This window comes from Streptomyces sp. NPDC002838, assembly GCF_040295365.1.
Taxonomy (GTDB): Bacteria; Actinomycetota; Actinomycetes; order Streptomycetales; family Streptomycetaceae; genus Streptomyces.
Window position 1 is genome coordinate 108,505 of record NZ_JBEOVF010000030.1, and the last position, 20,833, is coordinate 129,337.

Consider the following 20,833-nt stretch of genomic DNA (forward strand, 5'->3'; position numbering starts at 1 on the left):
GAATCAGATGCAGGGCCAGCTCGTGTCGGGGCGCTACCGGCTCGCCGACACGATCGGCAGCGGCGGCATGGGCCGCGTGTGGCGAGCGCACGACGAGGTGCTGCACCGGGCCGTCGCGATCAAGGAGCTGACCGCCGCGCTCTACGTCTCCGAGAGCGACCAGGAACGGCTGCTCGCCCGCACCCGCGCCGAGGCACGGGCCGCCGCGCGCATCAACCACTCCGCCGTCGTCACCGTGCATGACGTGCTGGAGCACGACGGCCGGCCGTGGATCGTGATGGAGCTGGTCGAGGGCCGCTCGCTGGCCGACGCGGTCAAGGAGCGCGGGCGTGTCGAGCCCACCGAGGCCGCGCGCATCGGCCTGTGGGTGCTGCGGGCGTTGCGGGCCGCGCACTCCGCCGGGGTCCTGCACCGCGACGTCAAGCCCGGCAACGTACTGCTCTCGGAGGACGGCCGCGTCCTCCTCACCGACTTCGGCATCGCCCAGATCGAGGGCGACACCGCCATCACCCGCACCGGCGAGGTCGTCGGCTCCGTCGACTACCTCGCCCCCGAGCGCGTCCGCGGCCACGACCCCGGCCCCGCCTCCGACCTGTGGGCACTCGGCGCGACGCTGTACACGGCGGTGGAGGGCCGTTCGCCGTTCCGCCGCACCTCGCCCATCGGCACGATGCAGGCGGTCGTCGAGGAGGAACCCGCCCAGCCGGTCAACGCCGGACCGCTCGGGCCCGTCATCACCGCCATGCTCCGCAAGGGCCCGGCCGACCGGCCGAGCGCTGCGGAGGCCGAGCAGATGCTCGCCGAGGCGGCGGAGGGGCGGCGGTCGAACAGGGCGCAGGCGTTCGTGCCGACGCGGCACGGGTCGTACGGACAGCAGGGGCGCTACGAGCAGCCGCAGACCGGTGTCACCAGGCCGCATCCGGCCGCCGTCACCCAGGTGGGCCCGCCCGCGGCGCCCCCGAAGAAGCGGCGCCGTCTGCGCACGGTCGCCCTTGTCGTCGCCGTCGTCGCGATCATCGGCGCGGGAGCCGCGGTCACGTTGCGCGAGTGGAACTCCGGCAACGGGATCTCCGCCACGCAGGGTTCCAACCTCAGCCCCAGCGTCAGTCCCTCGCCGACGGAGGAGCCGCAGGGGACGGTTCCCGCGGGCTGGAAGCAGTACGACGATCCCGCGGGCTTTAGCCTCTACCTCCCCGAGGGCTGGGAGCGGTCGGTTTCCATCAAGAGCAAGGATGGCTTGCAGCAGATCGACTATTCGCCCGACAGGGGTGAGCACGTAGTGCGTATCGCCGTCGATACCTTGCCGGACTTCGGCGACCCGTACGAGCACCAAGTCGACTTGGAACAGCAGTTGAGACGGCAGCTGGTGGATTACGAACACTTGAGCATGCAGCGCCAGCTTTACCGTGACCGTCAAGGCTCCCGGCTGGAGTACAAGTGGACGGAGCAGGTGAAGGGTTCACGCCGTGCTGGGGTGTACCGAGCCGTCGACCTGATGTACATCGCCCGGAGCGGGGTTGAGTACGCGATCTACATGGCCTCTCCTGTGGAAGACTGGGCCACCACGCGCAAACAGTTTGAGACTGTGCTGCAGGGCTGGCGAGAGGGTGAATTCAAGCGGTGAGAGCATCGAGCGGCGCTTAGTATTTCGTCCAGCTCTTCTGCCGGTGTGCGATATCCGAGGGTTTTTCTTGGGCGCGTGTTGAGCCGCCATGTGATCTCATCGAGTTCTCGTTGAGTTTGCCAAGAAAGGTCGGTGCGCTCGTCTTGTCTCAATTCGGGTGACCACGATGCGGTGCGGCGGCCTGCACGGGTTGGAGGCTGGCCTGGAAGCCGAGGTGGTTGAGTTGCTGACCGGGCGGCGGGTGGCACGGGACTTGCCGGAGGGGCTCTTGCCCGCGGAGTCGTAGTTGCCCGGACACAATCCAGCCCAGCAGGCGAGGTGGCCGGCGGACGGGAAACGGGAGATGTCCGCACCGATCTCGGCCAGGATCACCTGAGCGGTGTGCGCACTCAAGGCCTGAGTTCCCTGGAGTGTGCCACCGGCAGTCTTGGGGCGGCGGCATACTTGGCCGGTCGCCGCCCCGGAAGGCGTCCGTCCGGTGCGGCATGATGGGGCGCATGGGGACCGAGGGGGCCAACTTCCGTGTGATCGCGGGGCGTTACCGCCTCGAGTCGAGGCTCGGTCGCGGCGGCATGGGCGTCGTGTGGCGGGCCACGGACCAGTTGCTCGGGCGAGGTGTGGCGGTCAAGGAACTCCCCCTGGACGACACCCTCTCCGCGGACGAGGCCCGGCGGCAGCGCGACCGCACCCTGCGCGAGGCACGCGCGGTGGCCCAGTTGAGCCACCCGCACATCGTCGTCGTCCACGACGTCGTCGAGCACGACGAACGCCCGTACATCGTCATGGAGTTGATCAACGGCGCGTCCCTCGCCGACCGGATCGCCACCCGCGGCCCGGTGGACGCCGCCGAGGCCGCCCGGATCGGCATCGCCCTGCTCGGCGCGCTGGGCGCGGCGCACGCGGCCGGGGTCCTGCACCGCGACCTCAAACCCGCCAACGTCCTGATCGAGGACGGCACCGACGGCGACGCCATCGACGGCACCGGCCGTATCGTCCTCACCGACTTCGGCATCGCCCAGGTCGCGGGCGCCACCACGCTCACCGAGACCGGCTCCTTCGTCGGCTCGCCCGAGTACACCGCGCCCGAACGGATCTCCGGGGCCAGGACCGGACCGGAGTCCGACCTGTGGTCGCTGGGGGCGCTGCTGTGCACGGCTCTGAGCGGCGAATCGCCGTTCCGGCGCGACTCGTTGGGCGGCATCCTGCACGCGGTCGTGTCCGCCGAGGTACGACCGCCCGCGCAGGCCGCGCCGATCCTCCCCGTCGTACAGGGCCTCCTCGAACGCGACCCCGACCGGCGGCTCGACGCGGCGGAGGCTGAGCGGATGCTGCGGGCCTTCTTGGACACGGAGCGCATGCCGAAACGATCCGGCACGGGGGACCGGCGTGCGTACTCCCGGCGCGGGGCGCTGGTGAGCGCGCTGCTGGTCGCCGCGATGGCGGGGGCGGGCGTGTCCGCGCTGGCGCTGCTCATGGACCGGGACGGGGACGGGGGTGTGGTGCCTACGAGTTCACCGCCGGAGGCTTCCGTCAGTACGTCGAGTGCGCCGAGTACGCCGAGTACGCCGAGTACGCCGAGTACGTCGAGTGCGCCGAGGCCCGCGAGTACGTCCCCCTCGCCCAGCCGCAGCCCCAGTCCCAGCCCCAGCCCCTCCGGCCCCACTCCCACGAACCACGAATAAAGGGGAGATGAGCGGCATTCAGGGTCACGGCTCTGTGACTGGAAAGCACCAGAGGTGGAAGCCGAAGCGCTTGGCGCGATATGGATGGACCCATGAGCAGCAACGGGGGAGCCCCTTACGGGTCCGACGAGCCAACGAGTTTCGGTCTGCAACCGCCGAACCCGCCTGCGGCGGTGCCGCACCCCAACAACCCGTACGCGACGCCGACGCAGGTCGTCCCGCCACGGTCCCAGCCGCAGGCCGCGCCCCCGGCCCAGCCGCAACCCCACCCGCAACCCCACCCGCAACCCCAGCCCCAATACCAGCCCCAATCCCAGCCTGAGCAGGACCCCGGTACCGGCCGACTGATAGCCGGTCGCTACCGGTTGCTCGCCAAGCTCGGGCACGGCGGCATGGGGACGGTGTGGCGCGCCAAGGACGAGACGGTGGACCGTGAGGTTGCCGTGAAGGAGCCCCGTGTCCCGGACCATCTTCCCGAACGCGAACGTTCCAACGCCTTCGAGCGCATGCGCCGGGAGGCACGCGCGGCGGCCCGGCTCGACCACCCGGCAGTCGTGAACGTCCACGATGTCGCGGTCGTGGACGGCCAGCCGTGGATCGTGATGGAGCTGGTGCAGGGCCGTTCGCTGGGCGACGCGTTGCAGGAGGGCACCCTCGGGGCCCGGGAAGCGGCGAGAATCGGCCTGGAGGTGCTGGGCGCGCTGGAGGCCGCGCACGCGGCGGGCATCCTGCACCGTGACGTCAAGCCGGACAACGTCCTCCTCGGCCGCCACGACCGCGTCGTCCTCACCGACTTCGGCATCGCGCAGATCGAGGGCGAGACCAACCTGACCGACACCGGCGGCTTCGTCGGCTCGCCCGAATACATCGCGCCGGAGCGGGTGCTGGGCCAGCGCCCCGGTCCGGCGAGCGACCTGTGGTCCCTCGGTGTCGTCCTGTACGCGGCGACGGAGGGGGTCTCCCCGTTCCGCCGCAGCAACACCCCCGCCACCCTCCAGTCCGTCCTCAACGCCACACCCGCGCCGCCCGCCGCCGCGCAGGGCCCGCTCGCCGAGGCCATCAACGGCCTGCTCCAGAAGGACCCGGCGCGCCGCCCGAACGCGGCCCAGGTCCGTGCCCTGCTGGAACGGACCGCGAACCCGCCAGCTCCGGCTCCGGCTCCCACACAGGCGGTCCAGATCACCGGCACCGCCACCGGCATCCGGCTCGGCCGCAAGGCGCTGCTCGGCCTCGGTGCCGCGGTCGTCGCCGCGGCGGTGGCGGCGTACCTGGTGATCGCGGACCCGTTCGCGGGACCGCTGCCGGACGGCTGGAAGACGAAGTCCGAGAAGGACGTCGCCGCGACGCTGGCGGTGCCCGCCGACTACCGGCGCTCGGTGCCCGACCGGGAGACCGACCAGGACCACTGGGTCTCGTACAGCGACTACAGCGGTAGTGTCTGGATCAGCCTGACCCTGGACAAGAAGTCCGAGGACGCCGGCAACAACATCGCGGGCTCAGCGGCCGCCGAGATGTATGACGACGACGCCGAGTTCAAGCAGAGCGGCAGCTACGAACTCGACATGCCCTCTGGCCCGAGGACGAAGACCGAGCCCAAGGAGACGACGTACGAGGGCAGGAAGGCCGCCGAGATCAAGGTCGTCTACACCACCGACGACACCCAGAACCCCCGCCCCCGCGAGCTGAGGATCTTCTACTACAAGACCTCCGCCGGCGACATGTACAAGCTCACCATCAGCTACCCGGGCAAGGGCGACTTCACGGAGCGGGGCCGCGAGGTGGCTCGGACGGCCATCGCGAACCTGGACGTCGACAAGCTGTAAGGGCGGAGACCTCGACGGCCCGTCACTTCAGCTTGCCGGCCATCGCCTTCACCAGCTCGGTCTTCGACACCAGCAACGCGAACCGCTGCTTGCCATCGTCAGGCGCGGGCTTGGCGTACCGGGGGATTCCCCGCCTGCGCCACTTGGCCGCGGTGAACTTCTCCGGCAGGGCGGGCAGCGGCACCGACCAGCCGCCGAGCCGGAGTTCGCCGGTCCAGACGCCGGCGGACAGCTCGGCGACGTCCACGCGGGCGGTGAAGAGGTCGGTGTAGGGGGTGCGCGCGGCGGGGACGACGGCTTTCTCGCCGCGGTCGTTCGTCAGTACGACGGTCAGGTCCCCGTCGGGATACGCGTCGAGTCCGCTGTGCCCGGTGACCACCAGCCGGGTGGGGTAACTGGCCGACCAGCGCGGCGAGTCCAGGGCGAGACGCGGGGCCGCCTTGTGCTTCTTCTCGCCGAGGTCGAGCGTGAGGTTGCCGTACGGCTTGGTGGTGTAGAGCGTGACCGCGCGCAGGCCGTCGGGCGTGGCGACGACACGCGTGCGTGCCGCCGGGGAGACGGTGTCGGCCCGCTTGCTGCCGACGCGTACCTCGCGGGAGACGCCCTGGGCGCCGACGGCGAGGGAGATGTCCCACAGGCCGTCGGCCAGGGACCGGCCATCGGCGGCGGTGGTGATGTCGACGTCGGCCTCGAAGCCCGCGTTCTCGTACCGGAACCGGCCCTCGTCCTCGTCGGCGCCGAGGCCGGGGGTCGCGGTGTGTGTGACGGGCAGCCGGTACTCGGTGCCGCTGTCGCGCTCGCGCAGGACGAGTTCGGTGGTGACGTCGGTGACGTCGTGGGTTTCCACGCGGTGGAGGTAGGCGTGCCCGGCCAGGCGCAGGGTGGTGCCGCGGAGTTCGGCGCGGGTGATGCGGTGGCGGACGCCGAGCTTGTCGGTGACGTCGTAGCAGCTGTCGGGGACGGCTCGGGCGGGGTCGCGGAGGAAGGGGTAGCGGGCGTAGGCGCGGCCGTTGTCGCACAGGAGCGGGGTGGCGGACTGGGTGCGGGCCAGCTCGTTCTCGAAACGGGTCAGCTCCAGCACCTCGTCGAGCATCCGGTGCCGGATGAGGTGCAGTCGCAGCCGGGCCATGGCCGAGAGCTGCTCGTTCATTCCCTCGTGCCACAGCGGGGCGATGATCTCGGCGAGCCGGTCGAGGGCCTTCTCCTGGGTGGCGCGGGATTCGCGCGGCAGGTGGGCGAGGAGCTGCTGCATCTCGACGGTCAGATGCCGGTGGGCCAGGTGGTCGCGGCCGGGGCCGGGCGGCACGTTCTCCAGGACCATGTCGACCACGCGCGGCAGGAACGTCAGCCGGGGCTCCGTGCCCCCGGTCCGCAGGGTGATGTTGCCGCTGTCCTCGCGCTCGACCCAGAACAGGCAGTCGTAGTCGGCGAGGACCGAGATGCCGGACGCGTGGAGGTAGGCCGGGCCCACGAAGAGCTGGTCCTCGCCGATCTTCAGGTCCGTGGGGAAACGCAGCCCGAGCCGCTCCAACAGCTCCCGGCGGAAGAGCTTCATCGGGTTGAGCGTCCAGTAGACGCGCGAGGAGAAGACGTCCGTCTTCGGCTGGTTGCGCTGGAACATCGACTTGGGCGCGCCCCGGCCGCCGACGCCGACCATCTTACCGAGGACGATGTCGGTGCCGTTCTCCTCGGCCATGGCCACCATGCGCTCCAGGGCCTCGGGGCCCAGGTAGTCGTCGGCGTCGAGGAAGAAGACGAACTCTCCCGTGGCCTGGTCGAGCCCCCTGTTGCGCGGGGCCGACGGGCCGCCGGAGTTCTCCTGGTGGATGACCTTCAGCAGACCCGGGTGGACCTCGGACAGCCGGTCGAGCTCCTTCGCCGTGCCGTCGGTGGAACCGTCGTCGACGACGATGACCTGTAACGCGCCCTGGCCGATGCTCTGTTCGGCGACGGACGTGATGCAGCGCGTCAGATAGGGCATCGCATTGTAGGCAGCGATGATCACCGAAACGGTGGGGTCGGCCATCGTCACGTTCTCCCAGGGCAATACGGGGCACCCCGGTTTATGGCCGACTGCGCTGGTCAGTGCGCGGCCTGTGTTGGCTCAGGGAAGGTGCCGGAAAGAAATGTGAAGATATCATGAGAAGTACGTCCATGTTGTGTTCCGCAACCTTGCGGCGAGGGTGGCTGCCCTGGTTCGTACGGAACGCCGCGCCCTGTGGTTCAAACGGCGACCGGCTTGTGCACGCGTGACTCCAGCCCCGCGTCGACAACCAGCCGCCGCGCACGGTACTCATGGGACATGAGCAACGACGGGGACGGCGCGGACCCCAAGGGCGTGCTGCTCGACGGGCGGTACCGGCTGATCGAGCGGATAGGCGCCGGCGGGATGGGCACCGTCTGGCGGGCGCGTGACGAGTTCGTGGAACGCGAAGTCGCCGTGAAGCAGCCGCGGTTGCCGGGTGGCCCGGAGGACGAGGAGCACCGGCGCGCGGCCCACCGCCTCTACCGCGAGGCCCGCGCCGCCGCCCGCGTCGACCATCCCGCCGCCGTCTCCATCCACGACGTCGTCGTCGAGGAGGAGGACGGACTCCCCTGGATCGTCATGGAGTTGATCCGCGGCGAGTCCCTGCACGAAGCCCTCCGGCGCGGCCCGCTGCCGCCCGCCGAGGCCGCCCGCATCGGCCTCGCCGTCCTCGGCGCCCTGCGTGCCGCGCACGCCGTCGGCATCGTGCACCGGGACATCAAACCCGCCAACGTCCTGCTCGGCCCGCACCACCGCGTCGTCCTGACCGACTTCGGCATCGCCCACACTCAGGGTGAGGAATCCCTCACCGCCACCGGCGAGTTCGTCGGCTCGCTGGAGTTCGTCGCCCCCGAGCGCATGGCGGGCACCGGCGCCGGCCCCGCCTCCGACCTGTGGTCGCTGGGCGTTCTGCTGTACACCGCCGTCGAAGACGGTTCCCCTTTCCGCCGTACGACACCGGAGGCCACCCTCGCCGCGATCGTCGCCGCCGACCCGCCCGAGCCGACGCGGGCCGGACCACTCGGACCGCTGATCACGGGGCTGTTGGCGAAGGAACCCGAGCGGCGACCGGACGCGGAGGAGGTCGCACGGGTGCTGGAGGGGGCGGCGGGGGAGCGGCGGCCGGAGGGGGACGTACAAGAAGCCCTGCCGGTCGACGCCGTACCGCTTCCTGACCCGGAGTCCGACTCCGGCCCGCAGCGCGACTCCGACTCGGGGCCCGACGCCGATCCCGCCCCCGACCCGGAGCCCGACTCCGACCCTGCCCCCGACCCGGAGCCCGACTCCGACCCTGCCCCCGCCCCGAATCCGCGGCCCTCCCCCACCCGCCGTACCCTCGTCCGCACCGCCGTCGCCTCCGTCGGCGTCCTGCTCGCCGGCGGCATATGGCTCGGCACCTCGTTCGCCGACGGCACGGCCGGGCAGGGCGGCTGGGTCGCCCACCGGGAGCAGGGCATGAACGCCGTCCTTCAACTCCCCCCGCAGTACAAGGGGATGTACCAGGTGGGCGAGGCGGGGGACGACTCCCGCCTGGCCGTCTACGGCGACGGGGACGCGATCGAGGTCCACCTCACCGAGTGGGACAAGGCGCCGGGCTCCCCCATGAGCGAGGCGAGGGACATCGCGAGGGGCCGGGAGGGGCAGGAACGATCCCCCGGTCAGTACACCCCGACCACCTTCCACGGCCACGAGGCCGCCCTCTCCGACGTCACCTACGACCCGCACGGCAAGCCGACCCGTGTGATGCGGCTCATCGTCCGCACCGACGACAGCCGTATGTACGAGCTGCGTGTGGACATGCCCAAGGGAACGCCGGACGAGAAGAAAGGCACGGCGGTGTTCAAGGCGGCCCGTGACCGTCTCGAGTTCGGAAACGACTGAATACAGCCGAGTGCCGCCGATCGCCACCGGCCAACGCCCTGATCAGCCGGTTTGTTGCCAGTGACCACTGGCGCCGTGTGAGCACTCGGTGAATCCCGATTACCGGCGGGTACCCAAAGCCTCCACTGCGGAATACCCTGCGGCTCATGACGGACGCGCAGGCCCCGGCCAAGACCGGCACGAACCCCATCGCCCCCGCCCCGGCGGGCGCCCGTACCGCCGCCGACGTGGTCACCCCGGAGCTGGTCGCCCAGCTCACCAAGGGCGTGGTCGGATCCGGCCGGACCGCCAACCACACACCGTTCACCGGTGAGAAGCTCGCGGACCTGCCCGAGTCCACGCCCGAGGACGTACAGAAGGCCTACGACGCGGCCCGCAAGGCGCAGTCCGTGTGGGCGCGGACGCCCGTACGGCAGCGCGCCGCCGTCCTGCTCCGCTTCCACGACCTGATCCTGGAACGCCAGGCCGAGGTCCTCGACCTGATCCAGCTGGAGTCCGGCAAGGCACGTCTGCACGCCCACGAGGAGGTGCAGGCCGTCGCCGTGGCGGCCCGGCACTACGGCCGCAGGGCCACCGCGTACCTGAGGCCGAAGCGGCACGCGGGGGCGGTACCGACGCTGACGAAGGTCACCGAACTCCGCCACCCGCGCGGTGTCGTGGGCCAGATCGCCCCCTGGAACTACCCTCTGGAGCTGTCGGTCGGCGACGCGCTCCCGGCGTTCGTCGCGGGCAACGCGGTCGTGATGAAGCCGGACACGGAGACCTGCCTCACCGCACTCTGGGCCCGGGACCTGCTGATCGAGGCCGGTCTGCCCGCCGACGTCTTCCAGGTCGTCATCGGCGAGGGCCCGGTCGTCGGCCCGGAGGTCGTCAAGCACGCCGACTACGTCTCCTTCACCGGCTCCACCCGCACCGGCCGCGAGGTCGCCCAGGGCGCCGCCGCCCGTCTGATCGGCGTCTCGCTCGAACTCGGCGGCAAGAACGCGATGCTGGTCCTGGAGGACGCGGATGTGGAGAAGGCCGCGGCCGGTGCCGTCCGCGCCTGCTTCTCCTCCGCCGGCCAACTCTGCATCTCTATCGAACGGTTGTACGTCCACGAGTCGATCGCCGACGTCTTCGTCGAGCGCTTCGCCGCCCGGACGAAGGCGATGCGGCTCGGCACGTCGCTGGCGTACGGCGCCGACATGGGCTCGCTGGTGGGCGAGCGCCAGTTGGAGACGGTCACCCGGCACGTGGAGGAGGCCGTGGCCAAGGGCGCGAAGGTCGTCGCCGGCGGGGTGGCCCGTCCGGACATCGGCCCGTACTTCTTCGAGCCGACGATCCTGGACGGCGTGACGGAACCGATGTCGGTGTGCGCGGAGGAGACCTTCGGTCCGGTCGTGTCGATCTACCGGTTCAGGACGGAGGACGAGGCGGTCGAACTCGCCAACTCCACGCCGTACGGCCTGAATTCCTCGGTCTGGACGAAGGACGGCCGCCGCGGCCGCGAGGTCGCCGCCCGCCTGCGCACGGGAACCGTGAACGTCAACGAGGGCTACGCGGCCGCGTACGGCAGCGTCCAGTCCCCGATGGGCGGCATGAAGGACTCCGGCCTGGGCCGCCGCCACGGCTCCGAGGGCATCCTCAAGTACACGGAGGCCCAGACGGTGGCGCAGCAGCGGCTGCTGCCGATGGCGCCGTCGCTGGGGATGGACGATGAGAAGTACGCGGCGTTCATGAGCCGCAGCCTCCGGCTCATGAAGGCGTTCCGGTTCCGCTAGCAGACTCTTCGGCCGGTCTCTCGGCCGACTCGCACGGACACTCAACGAGGAGAACACGTGCCACAGGACGCCTACGACTACGACGTCATCGTCGTCGGATCCGGCTTCGGCGGCTCGGTAACCGCCCTCCGCCTCACGGAGAAGGGCTACCGAGTCGGCGTCCTGGAGGCCGGCCGCCGCTTCACTCCCGACACCCTCCCCAAGAACTCCTGGGACCTGAAGAACTACCTCTGGGCCCCCAAGCTCGGCATGTTCGGACTCCAGCGCATCCACCTGCTCGGCAACGTCATGGTCCTGGCCGGCGCAGGAGTGGGCGGCGGCTCCCTCAACTACGCCAACACCCTCTACGTACCGCCGAAGCCGTTCTTCGAGGACCCGCAGTGGCGTGACATCACGGACTGGCAGGAGGAGCTGAAGCCGTACTACGACCAGGCACGGCGCATGCTCGGCGTACGCCTCAACCCGACGATGACCCCCTCCGACGTGCACCTCAAGGCGGCGGCGGAGCGGATGGGCGTCGGTGACACCTTCCACATGGCACCGGTCGGCGTGTTCTTCGGGGACGGCGAGGACGCCGACGGCTCGGTGAAGGCACGGCCGGGCGAGCAGGCCGCGGACCCGTACTTCGGTGGCGCGGGCCCGGCCCGCAGGGCCTGCAACGAGTGCGGCGAGTGCATGACCGGCTGCCGTCACGGCGCGAAGAACACCCTCAACGAGAACTACCTGTACCTCGCCGAGAAGGCGGGCGCGGTCGTGCACCCCCTGACGACGGTCGTGTCGATCACGGACGACTCGCAGGGCGGCTACGCGATCGCCACCCTGCCCACGGACGACCGCCGCAAGGCGAAGGGCAGGACCTTCAAGGCCCGCCGGGTGGTCCTCGCGGCGGGCACGTACGGCACCCAGACCCTCCTGCACCGCATGAAGGAGGGCCGCCAACTGCCGTACATATCCGACAGGTTGGGCGAGCTCACCCGCACGAACTCCGAGGCGCTGGTCGGCGCGCAGACGGACAACCGCCGCTACCGCAAGGTGACAGGCGAGAAGAAGGTCGACTTCACGCGCGGAGTGGCGATCACGTCCTCGATCCACCCGGACGCCAACACTCACATCGAGCCGGTCCGCTACGGCAAGGGCTCCAACTCGATGGGCGGCCTGTCGATCCTCCAGGTCCCGTACGCGGACGGCTCGTCGAGGGTCATGGCCTGGTTGGCGAACGCGGCCCGCCACCCCCTCCAGGTCCTGCGCTCCCTCTCCAACCACCGCTGGTCGGAGCGGACGATCATCGGCCTGGTGATGCAGTCGCTGGACAACTCCCTGACGACGTACCTGAAGCCGGACGGAGTGGGGAAGGGCCTTCTCACGGCCCGCCAGGGCCACGGCTCCCCGAACCCCAAACAGATCAAGGCGGCGTCGGAGGGCGCCTTGGCGATCGCGGCCGAGATCAACGGCTTCGCCGGCTCCAACGTGGGCGAACTGATGGGCACCCCCCTCACCGCCCACTTCCTCGGCGGCTGCCCGATCGGCTCCTCCCGCGAGACCGGCGTGATCGACCCCTACCACCGCCTCTACGGCCACCCCGGCATCTCGGTCGTCGACGGCGCTGCGGTCTCGGCCAACCTCGGGGTGAACCCGTCTCTGACGATCACCGCCCAGGCCGAGCGCGCGATGTCGTACTGGCCCAACAAGGGCGAGGCGGACCCGAGGCCGCCGCAGGGGGCGGCGTACGAACGCCTGAAGCCGGTGGAGCCGAAGTCACCGGCGGTGCCGGAGGGGGCGTTCGGGGCGTTGCGGTTGCCGTTCTTGGGGATGCCGGCGGTGTTGCCGAAGCCGCGGCGTGAGACGGACTGAGCAGAATCAGGGCAACGGCGCCGACGGCGACCAAGTGCGGTGTCCTGCCGAGGCACACGGATGAGCGCGGGCAACGGGATCGTGCGCAGTCGGTTGAGGCAAGCAATGACCTGGTAAGGGCCAGGTGGGAGACCACTCCGCACGCAGAAGGACCTGCGCCCCCCTCCGAGCGCAGGTCCCTCGTTTTTGTGTGTTGAGCCTGATGAGGCGGTGGGCCTGAGCCTTACGCCTCGGCACCGACCTTGCGGCGCTTCATCGCGAACATCACGCCGGCACCGGCGACGATGGCGACACCGCCGATGGTGGCGATGACCGGGAGGTTGGAGTCGGAACCGGTTTCGGCGAGGTTGCCAGTGATCTCCTTGACCTCACCTTGCGGCTTCTTGCCCTCGTCGATGTCCGAGGGCTTCTCGCCGTTCGGCTCGGCGTCGTCGACGTCACCCGGGTTGCTGCCCGCCGCGAGCACCTTGAACTCGTAGAACTCACCGTTGCCGTAGCAGGTGGCGGCGTCCTCGCCCGCGTAGATCGCCTGGCTCAGGGCGAACGACGAACCGGCAGGGGCTGACTCCTTCACACGCACACGAAGGTCCAGCGTGGCGGAGGAGTTCGCCTCCAGCTTGTCGAGGGAGGCGACGAAGCTACCGGTGAGGACGACCGTGCCGTCCTCGTCCCCGTAGGAGTCCTGGTAGGTGTTGGTCCACTTGGCGCCCTCCTTGACCTGGATCTCGGCCAGGTCCTCGGACAGCGAGTGGCCCTCATTCACACCCGCGTACTCGGTGAACGCCTCGATCCAGACGTTCTCCAGGTCCTCGTCGGAGTCGTTCGTGGCGACGAACTTGAAGTTGTGCCAGCCGGAACCCGCGACGATCTTGCTCGGCAGGCCGGAGATCTCCGCCGTGAGGTTGTCGTCCAGGTCGAAGGTCATGCAGTCCTCGTAGGGATTCCACGGCTCTTCGTCCTCGGGGGCGCTCTCCGAGGGAGACGGGCTCGTGCTCTCCTCAGGGGCCGGGGCCTCTTCCTCTCCCTCGGGAGCCGACGTGCTCTCCTCGGGCTCCGGGGAGGTCTCCTCGCCCTCAGGGGTGGTTGCTTCCTCGGTCGGGGTCGACTCCTCCTCGCTGGGCGCGGGCGGCTCCTCCGACGGCGGCTCCTCAGGAGTAATCGTGCTCTCTTCCGACGCGGTGGGGGTGGGTGTCGGCGTCCCGTCCGTGGCGAACGCAGCCGGCGCGGACAGCAGCGCGAGCGGCGCTATGGCAGCCGTAGCGGCTGCGGCGGCCAGGGCACGGCGAAGCTTCATGAAGACCTCGGAAAGTCCAGAGTGCTGCGGCGACGCAACACGCGATGTAAGGGGAGGCCTCCGTGTGTGGGGCACGGGTGTGGCCCTTGTGTTCGCAGCGTTTGATTCGTGACCGATGTGAATGGTTGTCCCCGCGCTAACAGGTTTCTTATGTGACCCCCATCACGTGACGTAAGATCCCGATCAGGCCTGGATTGTCGTGTGCTCATCATCACTTCCGGATGTGGAACGCACGGCACGCGCATGGACGCCCGCCGGCTGGATGCAGGACTCGAACTTCGCCCCCGACTCCAGCGAGGGCGCGATCTCCTCCGGAGTCAGCGGCGACGTCAACATGGCTGCCCGCTGGTACCAGCCGGGGACCGGGGCCTTCACCTGCTTCTGGGACGCCTGCGCGCTGGAGGGATACCTGGTCGTCGCGGGTGCGGTGGCACTGGCCGGCTGGGCGTCCTACGAGCTGAGCCAGGGCAGCTATTTCTCGAGCAGCGGCTCGGGCACGACGACCGGCCACTACTCGTACAGCCGCACCACCGCGCTGTCCCAGCCCTACCCCGGCAACCTGTCCGGCTCCCTCTCGACCCAGGCCGACGCCATGTACCTGGGCTCGGGCAGCTCCTACCTAGTCTCCACCGGGACCGGAGTCGGCACCGGCAGCTACGCCTGCACCTACTCCTGCCGTGGCGGCACCGCCGTCACCTACGCCCAGCCTCGCGTGATCACCCCGCCCAAGCCGCCCATCGACGAGAACCCCCAACAACGGCCCGCACCCCCCGCCCCGCTCCCACCCGGCCCCAGCCGAAGCCCGACGTCCCCAAGGGCGGCGGCTGGAAACCGGGCGACGGCTTCAAGATGATCGTCGGCGCACTGAAGATGCTCGACCTCGCGGGGAACGAGCAGTACACGCCGGACGACCTCCTTGAGGCACTGCCCGCCGGTCGCCAACCCGGGCGGGAAGAACGGCGGCCGTAACCGTAACGACGCGGAATGCGATGACGGTCCCGGGATGAGCCCGACGGGACACGCCGCTGGCCCCAACAGCAGTGCGCTCTTCGGGGCCGGTTCCATTCGACGCGTTGCCGGGGCCGAGGGCGACCAGGGAGAGTTCTGGTTCGGCCCGAAAGGCCGAGCATGCCGGACCGGGCCGTATGAGCCCCGCACAGAGCGCAAGGGAAATTGCCAAGGATCGCAGTCGCGTCGCTGATGAAGGGCGACGAGGATGCCATCGCGGCACGGGTCCGCACCGGAAACGGTCTACCCCGGGGCATCCCGCCCTACGAGGGCAGCAGCCCCGCCGCCAACTACCTCACCATGACCTGGGCAGGCAGTTCACCGGTGTCCTATGGATGGCCCTCCACGGAGAGCTCGACATCCCGGTGTTTTGACGGCGAGCCGACGTTTCGCCCATAGGCGGAGTGGAGCCGCGATACAGGTACCACTCCGGACTCTGCGTGCCCGACGACGGCTGCGACCGCGCCTTCCGGGCGCCCCACCCAGGCCACTGCCAGGACTGCCGGTCCAAGTCGCCCGCAGTCCTCTGAAAATCCGTCCAAGCACAAGGAACCGCATGGTCAATTCGTCCCACGAGGCGATGCACCGCATCTTCCAGGAGTACCCCGGCCTGTTCACCGGCGTCTCCAAGGCCCTCGGGCTCCCGCTCATCCAACCCACGTCCATCACGGTTCTGCCGACCGATCTCACCGAGACCCAGCCTGTCGAACGCCGCGTCGACACACTCCTGCGCTTCGATGGCGACGAGCCGATCCTGCTGGCCGTCGAAGCACAGAGCGCGAAGGACCAGAACAAACCCGCCAGCTGGGCCTACTACCTGTCGTTCCTGCACACCAAGTACAAGACCCCGCCCCTGCTGCTGGTCGTCTGCCAGGACCGGGCCACAGCCGAGTGGGCCGCCCAGCCCGTGCCCATCGGCCCTCAGTGGTGGTCCTCCCTCACCCTGCGCCCGCTCGTGGCCGGTCCGCACAACATGCCCGTGATCGAGGACCCGGAAGAGGCCCGTGCCGACCTGGCGCTGGCCACGCTGTCCGCCATCACGCACGCGAAGGAAGCGGCCGTCGATGGGATACTGAAGGCCCTGTCCACCGCTCTGCGGGACGTGCCCGAAGCCGTCGCCGACCCGATCATCGAATTCACCGCACAAGGCCTCGGTGTCAATCGCCGGGCCGGAGAGCTCTGGAGGAACCTGGTGGCCGTGGACCTTTCCTTCTACAAGTCGTACATCTCGGAAGAGATCCGTGACGAGGGCCGTGCCCAGGGGCGTGCGGAGGACATCCTGCTCGTCCTCGAGGCGCGCGGCATGGACGTCCCCGACGAGATCCGTGAACGCATCACAGGGTGCGACGACCCCGACCTCCTGCGCCGCTGGCTCACCCGCGCCGTCACCGCGCCGTCCGCCGAAGCGATCTTCACGGAAGAAGGCTCCTGAGCTTCGCGCCGAACATGTGAAGGGCCCCGCGGGGACGGACCGCGGGGCCCTTCTTTCGTCAGCACCGACGTCAGGGCAGCGTCGGTGCCTGGGAAGCGGCGCCGGGGGGTTGCGCCGCTGGTCTTCGGTTGGCTTTCAGTGCCGCCGGTCTGGACCTTTGGCAGTGGGACTGTGTGAACCGATGCGGTTGTCTGCGAGGGGACTTGGGGCTTCCAGGCATCGTGCTGGATGGACGCGGCCACCGCAACCGTTTGACCCAGACTTGGACATTTTGACTCGACGTTTGGCTTTGGCCGTTCCCGCCGGTCGGCCCCGGGCGTCCCCGGAGCCGACCGGTCTCTTGGGTGACCGGGCTGCTGTCCCCTGCCGTCCGGTCACTTCGCCGGAGCGAGGTCCCACGACGTACGGCACGATCCGTACGTCTCATCGCTCCAGCGAGCCACGCGTGGTTCTCTCGGGCCCGCCCCTGGCTGGCACGGACACCGGGACCAACGAAGCGGCTCCGGCGACGGTCACGCGCCGTACGGGTGAGAGGACATGCGTACGTCTGTGCCGGGAACGCGGATTCAGCGGGCCCCCGCTTCAGCGAGCCCGCCGCTTCAGATCTTCCCGCGGCACAGCTCCAGCAGCGTCATCGCCAACGAGGTGCCCGGCTTGCCCAGCGCCTCCCTGTAGTGGCTGAGGACGTCCATCTCGCGGGAGAGGTTCACGCGCCGGCCGCCGGAGGCGATCCGGGCCTGCTGGATGACGGCGGACACGGCCATCCGTTCCTGGATCAGCCCGATGATCCTGTCGTCGAGCGCGTCGATGCGTTCACGGGCGCCGGTGATCACATCGGCGGCCTCGGGGGTGCGGGCGCCGGTCACGTCGGTGGCGGTCATGGGGGCTCCTCGTCAGTTCAGTGATCTGTAAGGGGTGCCCCGGAGCGGCAGGACCCGGAAAACGACAGGCGCCCCGGGCCTTGTCGGCCCGGGGCGCCTGGGAAGTCGCTTGTCAGTTGCTCAAGCGGCACGACCATGGCAGCCGGCGGGCCGGTTGCCATAGGTAAAGACGAAGGTCGGGTGCGTGAGCATGGGGCCAGTATGCCACGGAACTTTTCGGCACCGGCCGAGCGGCATCGCGGCACACCGGACACGTCCGACGCCCACCTCGGTAGAATTGGCCAGCACAGAGACCCCGCCCCACCGCCGGAAGGCCCCCGTGTCATCAGCGACCCCCGCTGCCGCCGCCCCCGACACCGTCCTGGTCGTCGACTTCGGCGCGCAGTACGCCCAGCTCATCGCCCGTCGCGTCCGTGAGGCCCGGGTCTACAGCGAGATCGTGCCGAGCACCATGCCGGTGGCGGAGATGCTCGCCAAGAACCCGGCGGCGATCATCCTCTCCGGCGGGCCCTCCTCGGTGTACGCCGACGAGGCACCCCGCCTCGACCGTGAGCTCTTCGAGGCCGGCGTCCCCGTCTTCGGCATGTGCTACGGCTTCCAGCTGATGGCCCAGATGCTCGGTGGGACGGTGGACAACACCGGCGCCCGTGAGTACGGCCGAACGCCGCTGCATGTCTCGGTGTCCGGCTCCACCCTCTTCGGGGGCACCCCGGACGAGCAGTCGGTGTGGATGTCGCACGGCGATGCCTGCTCCGCCGCCCCCGAGGGCTTCACCGTCACGGCGTCCACGGACGTCGTCCCGGTCGCCGCCTTCGAGAACGACGAGAAGAAGCTGTACGGCGTCCAGTACCACCCCGAGGTCATGCACTCCACGCACGGCCAGCAGGTGCTGGAGCACTTCCTGTACCGGGGTGCGGGCCTGAGCCCGAACTGGACCACCGGCAGCGTCATCGACGAACAGGTCGCCGCCATCCGCGAGCAGGTCGGCGACAAGCGCGCCATCTGCGGGCTGTCCGGCGGCGTGGACTCCGCCGTCGCCGCCGCCCTCGTCCAGAAGGCCATCGGCTCCCAGCTGACCTGCGTGTACGTCGACCACGGCCTGATGCGCAAGGGCGAGACCGAGCAGGTCGAGAAGGACTTCGTGGCCGCGACCGGGGTGCAGCTGAAGGTCGTGGACGCGGAGGAGCGGTTCCTCTCCGCTTTGAAGGGGGTCTCCGACCCCGAGGAGAAGCGGAAGATCATCGGCCGGGAGTTCATCCGGGTCTTCGAGCAGGCGCAGGCGGAGATCATCGCGGACGAGGGGCCCGCGGTCGAGTTCCTGGTCCAGGGCACGCTCTACCCGGACGTGGTCGAGTCCGGTGGCGGTACCGGCACCGCCAACATCAAGTCCCACCACAACGTCGGCGGGCTGCCGGAGGACCTCGAGTTCAAGCTCATCGAGCCGCTGCGCAAGCTGTTCAAGGACGAGGTCCGGATGGTCGGCCAGGAGCTCGGGCTCCCGGAGGAGATCGTCCAGCGTCAGCCGTTCCCCGGCCCCGGCCTGGGCATCCGTATCGTCGGCGACGTCACCAAGGAGCGGCTCGACCTGCTGCGCGAGGCCGACGCCATCGCCCGCGAGGAGCTCACGGCGGCCGGCCTCGACCGGGACATCTGGCAGTGCCCGGTGGTCCTGCTCGCGGACGTCCGCAGCGTCGGCGTCCAGGGTGACGGCCGGACTTACGGCCACCCGATCGTCCTGCGTCCGGTGTCGAGCGAGGACGCGATGACGGCCGACTGGTCGCGGCTGCCGTACGACGTCCTCGCGAAGATCTCCACGCGGATCACGAACGAGGTCAAGGACGTCAACCGGGTCGTCCTCGACGTGACCAGCAAGCCGCCGGGCACCATCGAGTGGGAGTGAGTCTCCCGTTTTCGAAGGTCACGTCCGCTTGTGAGTCCGCACCGGCTCTCCGGGCTTCCAGACCTGGACGACCAGGTACTTGTCGTCCTCGACGTAGGTCCGTACGACCTCCGTCAGCTCGGTGCGGAAGAGGTGGAGCGGCTCCGGCGGTTCCACCTCTTCGGTGTACTCGGCCTTCGTCTCGGTGTCCTCCACCTCGATCGCCCGGCCGCTGATCCGGACGTCGCCGCCGCCCATGCCCGTACCGGCACCGGGATTCGCCTGCAGCGCGAACCGCGGATCGCGGCGCAGATCGAGCGCCTTGAGCGAGTCCGGCATCATGCCGAACCACAGCTCACCGTTCAGGAAACGCACCTCCAGGCCCGTGGTGCGCGGGGAGCCGTCCTTGCGGAGGGTCGCGAGGACGTGGTGCGTGAAGGCGCCGAAGCGCGCCTCGACGGTCTTGGCCAGGTCGGGCTCGGCGGTGGAGAAGGCTGCCCAGTTCGTCGCGGTCCGGTTCGCCCGGGTACTCATACGCGCGTTCATGTGAGCCAGTCTCGCGCCGATACCCGACATCTTCTGTCCGGTATGGCTCGCGCGCGGCATCTTTACAAACCAGCGCTGTTCTCTTGTGCTGACCGACGGTAGCTTCCGGCCCGTAAAGCAACGTGCTGGAGGACGACATGCACGGGACGCCCGGGGCCGGGCACACTCCGCCCCCGCCCCTTCCCACCGACCAGCTGCGGTTCGCGATGCCGCCGATGCACGAGTCGCTCGAGGACGAGCGCCGACATCGCAAGGAGCGGCTCGCGGGCGCGCTGCGGATCTTCGGGCGGTTCGGCTTCGAGGACGGGGTGTCGGGGCACATCACCGCGCGGGATCCGGAGTTCAGCGACTGCTTCTGGGTCAATCCCTTCGGGATGCCGTTCAAGCACGTCACGGTGAGCGACCTGGTGCTGGCCAACTCCGACGGGCAGGTGATCGACGGCCGCTTCCACGTCAACCAGGCGGCGTTCACCGTGCACTCCCAAGTGCACGCCGCCCGCCCCGACGTCGTCGCCGTCGCCCACTGCCACTCGGTGTACGGGCGGGCGCTGTCGGCGCTGGGGGACCTCCTGGATCCCATCACTCAGGAGAGCTGTGCCTTCTATCAGGACCACGCCCTCTACGACGCCTACACCGGTGTCGCCGTCGACGCCGACGAGGGCCGCCGGATCGCGGCCGCCCTCGGGTCCCGCAAGGCCCTCGTGCTGCGCAACCACGGGCTGCTGACGGTCGGCGACTCGGTGGACGCGGCGGCCTGGTGGTTCCTGTCCATGGAACGGTCCTGCCAGGTGCAGCTCACCGCCAAGGCGGCCGGGCGGCCCGTGCTGATCGACCACAAGCCGGCGGTGGCCACGCGGGAGCAGACGGGCGGGGACCTGGTGGCGTGGATCAACTACCAGCCGCTGTGGCAGGACATCAGCCGGAGTGAGCCCGACTTGTTGAGCTAGGGCCTGTCCGGCGGATCAGGCAGCAGGATATCGGCGGCGCCCCGTCAACGCGGCAGATGGGCGTGCCAGACCCCGCGTGCGCGGCCTGATCCGCCGGACAGGCCCTAGTGACCTGAGTCGGAGATTCGTCGGCAGTAGGCGGCTACTTTGTCGAGGATCTCGTCGGCGGTCTTCGTCCAGATGAACGGCCTGGGGTGTT

At 69.7% G+C, this 20,833-nt stretch carries 14 protein-coding genes and 3 pseudogenes; 10 read left to right on the forward strand and 7 right to left on the reverse strand.

Features of this window, described 5'->3' with window-relative positions; genetic code table 11:
* Window positions 1-7: 7 nt before the first annotated feature.
* Complete coding sequence (locus ABT063_RS32190; protein WP_351063204.1) at window positions 8-1,624, forward strand: serine/threonine-protein kinase; 1,617 nt, start codon at window positions 8-10, stop codon at window positions 1,622-1,624.
* A gap of 35 nt (window positions 1,625-1,659) precedes the next feature.
* Here ABT063_RS32190 and ABT063_RS52375 read toward each other — a convergent pair.
* Both ABT063_RS52375 and ABT063_RS32195 read right to left on the reverse strand, forming a co-directional pair.
* Window positions 1,660-1,764, reverse strand: a pseudogene (locus ABT063_RS52375) (IS30 family transposase); the annotation flags it as partial.
* Window positions 1,765-1,869: 105 nt separating this feature from the next.
* Window positions 1,870-2,005, reverse strand: a pseudogene (locus ABT063_RS32195) (transposase); the annotation flags it as partial.
* A gap of 116 nt (window positions 2,006-2,121) precedes the next feature.
* Between ABT063_RS32195 and ABT063_RS32200 the strand changes: the two are divergent.
* Both ABT063_RS32200 and ABT063_RS32205 read left to right on the forward strand, forming a co-directional pair.
* A complete protein-coding gene (locus ABT063_RS32200; RefSeq protein WP_351063206.1) occupies window positions 2,122-3,306 on the forward strand; it encodes a serine/threonine-protein kinase in 1,185 nt (394 codons plus the stop codon).
* Window positions 3,307-3,398: 92 nt separating this feature from the next.
* Complete coding sequence (locus tag ABT063_RS32205; protein WP_351063208.1) at window positions 3,399-5,129, forward strand: serine/threonine-protein kinase; 1,731 nt, start codon at window positions 3,399-3,401, stop codon at window positions 5,127-5,129.
* Window positions 5,130-5,151: 22 nt separating this feature from the next.
* Here ABT063_RS32205 and ABT063_RS32210 read toward each other — a convergent pair whose 3' ends face one another.
* Window positions 5,152-7,155 carry a glycosyltransferase family 2 protein gene (locus ABT063_RS32210; RefSeq protein ID WP_351063210.1) on the reverse strand — a complete coding sequence of 668 codons (2,004 nt, stop codon included), beginning with the start codon at window positions 7,153-7,155 and terminating at the stop codon, window positions 5,152-5,154.
* A 276-nt stretch (window positions 7,156-7,431) separates the two neighbouring features.
* On the opposite strand from ABT063_RS32210, the pseudogene ABT063_RS52380 reads away from it, so the two are divergent.
* Window positions 7,432-8,238 (forward strand): annotated as a pseudogene (locus ABT063_RS52380) (serine/threonine-protein kinase); the annotation flags it as partial.
* A gap of 629 nt (window positions 8,239-8,867) precedes the next feature.
* On the opposite strand, the gene ABT063_RS52385 reads toward ABT063_RS52380, so the two are convergent.
* The gene (locus tag ABT063_RS52385) at window positions 8,868-8,927 is read right to left on the reverse strand and encodes a hypothetical protein (protein ID WP_502990924.1); all 60 of its coding nucleotides are present in this window, start codon (window positions 8,925-8,927) and stop codon (window positions 8,868-8,870) included.
* Between the two features lie 255 nt (window positions 8,928-9,182).
* Here ABT063_RS52385 and ABT063_RS32220 point away from each other — a divergent pair, with 255 nt between their 5' ends.
* Complete coding sequence (locus ABT063_RS32220) at window positions 9,183-10,796, forward strand: succinic semialdehyde dehydrogenase (RefSeq protein WP_351063212.1); 1,614 nt, start codon at window positions 9,183-9,185, stop codon at window positions 10,794-10,796.
* 57 nt (window positions 10,797-10,853) lie between these two features.
* The gene (locus ABT063_RS32225) at window positions 10,854-12,647 is read left to right on the forward strand and encodes a GMC family oxidoreductase N-terminal domain-containing protein (protein ID WP_351063213.1); all 1,794 of its coding nucleotides are present in this window, start codon (window positions 10,854-10,856) and stop codon (window positions 12,645-12,647) included.
* A gap of 223 nt (window positions 12,648-12,870) precedes the next feature.
* On the opposite strand, the gene ABT063_RS32230 is transcribed toward ABT063_RS32225, so the two are convergent.
* Window positions 12,871-13,941 (reverse strand): LAETG motif-containing sortase-dependent surface protein, encoded by a 1,071-nt coding sequence (locus tag ABT063_RS32230; RefSeq protein ID WP_351063215.1) that lies wholly within the window; start codon window positions 13,939-13,941, stop codon window positions 12,871-12,873.
* Window positions 13,942-14,164: 223 nt separating this feature from the next.
* Here ABT063_RS32230 and ABT063_RS32235 point away from each other — a divergent pair, with 223 nt between their 5' ends.
* Both ABT063_RS32235 and ABT063_RS32240 read left to right on the forward strand, forming a co-directional pair.
* Window positions 14,165-14,794 carry a hypothetical protein gene (locus ABT063_RS32235; RefSeq protein WP_351063216.1) on the forward strand — a complete coding sequence of 210 codons (630 nt, stop codon included), beginning with the start codon at window positions 14,165-14,167 and terminating at the stop codon, window positions 14,792-14,794.
* Between the two features lie 711 nt (window positions 14,795-15,505).
* Window positions 15,506-16,381 (forward strand): RpnC/YadD family protein, encoded by an 876-nt coding sequence (locus ABT063_RS32240; RefSeq protein WP_351063218.1) that lies wholly within the window; start codon window positions 15,506-15,508, stop codon window positions 16,379-16,381.
* Between the two features lie 599 nt (window positions 16,382-16,980).
* Here the strand turns inward: ABT063_RS32240 and ABT063_RS32245 are convergent.
* On the reverse strand, window positions 16,981-17,262 hold the full coding sequence (locus ABT063_RS32245) for a chorismate mutase (protein WP_351063220.1): 282 nt from the start codon (window positions 17,260-17,262) through the stop codon (window positions 16,981-16,983).
* A 319-nt stretch (window positions 17,263-17,581) separates the two neighbouring features.
* On the opposite strand from ABT063_RS32245, the gene guaA reads away from it, so the two are divergent.
* Window positions 17,582-19,162, forward strand: coding sequence for a glutamine-hydrolyzing GMP synthase (gene guaA / locus ABT063_RS32250; RefSeq protein ID WP_351063222.1), 1,581 nt, complete (start codon window positions 17,582-17,584; stop codon window positions 19,160-19,162).
* Window positions 19,163-19,180: 18 nt separating this feature from the next.
* Here guaA and ABT063_RS32255 read toward each other — a convergent pair whose 3' ends face one another.
* Window positions 19,181-19,675: a pyridoxamine 5'-phosphate oxidase family protein gene (locus ABT063_RS32255; RefSeq protein ID WP_351063224.1), complete on the reverse strand. Its 495-nt coding sequence runs from the start codon at window positions 19,673-19,675 to the stop codon at window positions 19,181-19,183.
* A 149-nt stretch (window positions 19,676-19,824) separates the two neighbouring features.
* Here ABT063_RS32255 and ABT063_RS32260 point away from each other — a divergent pair, with 149 nt between their 5' ends.
* Window positions 19,825-20,634 carry a class II aldolase/adducin family protein gene (locus tag ABT063_RS32260; protein WP_351063225.1) on the forward strand — a complete coding sequence of 270 codons (810 nt, stop codon included), beginning with the start codon at window positions 19,825-19,827 and terminating at the stop codon, window positions 20,632-20,634.
* The last annotated feature ends 199 nt before the right edge of the window (window positions 20,635-20,833 follow it).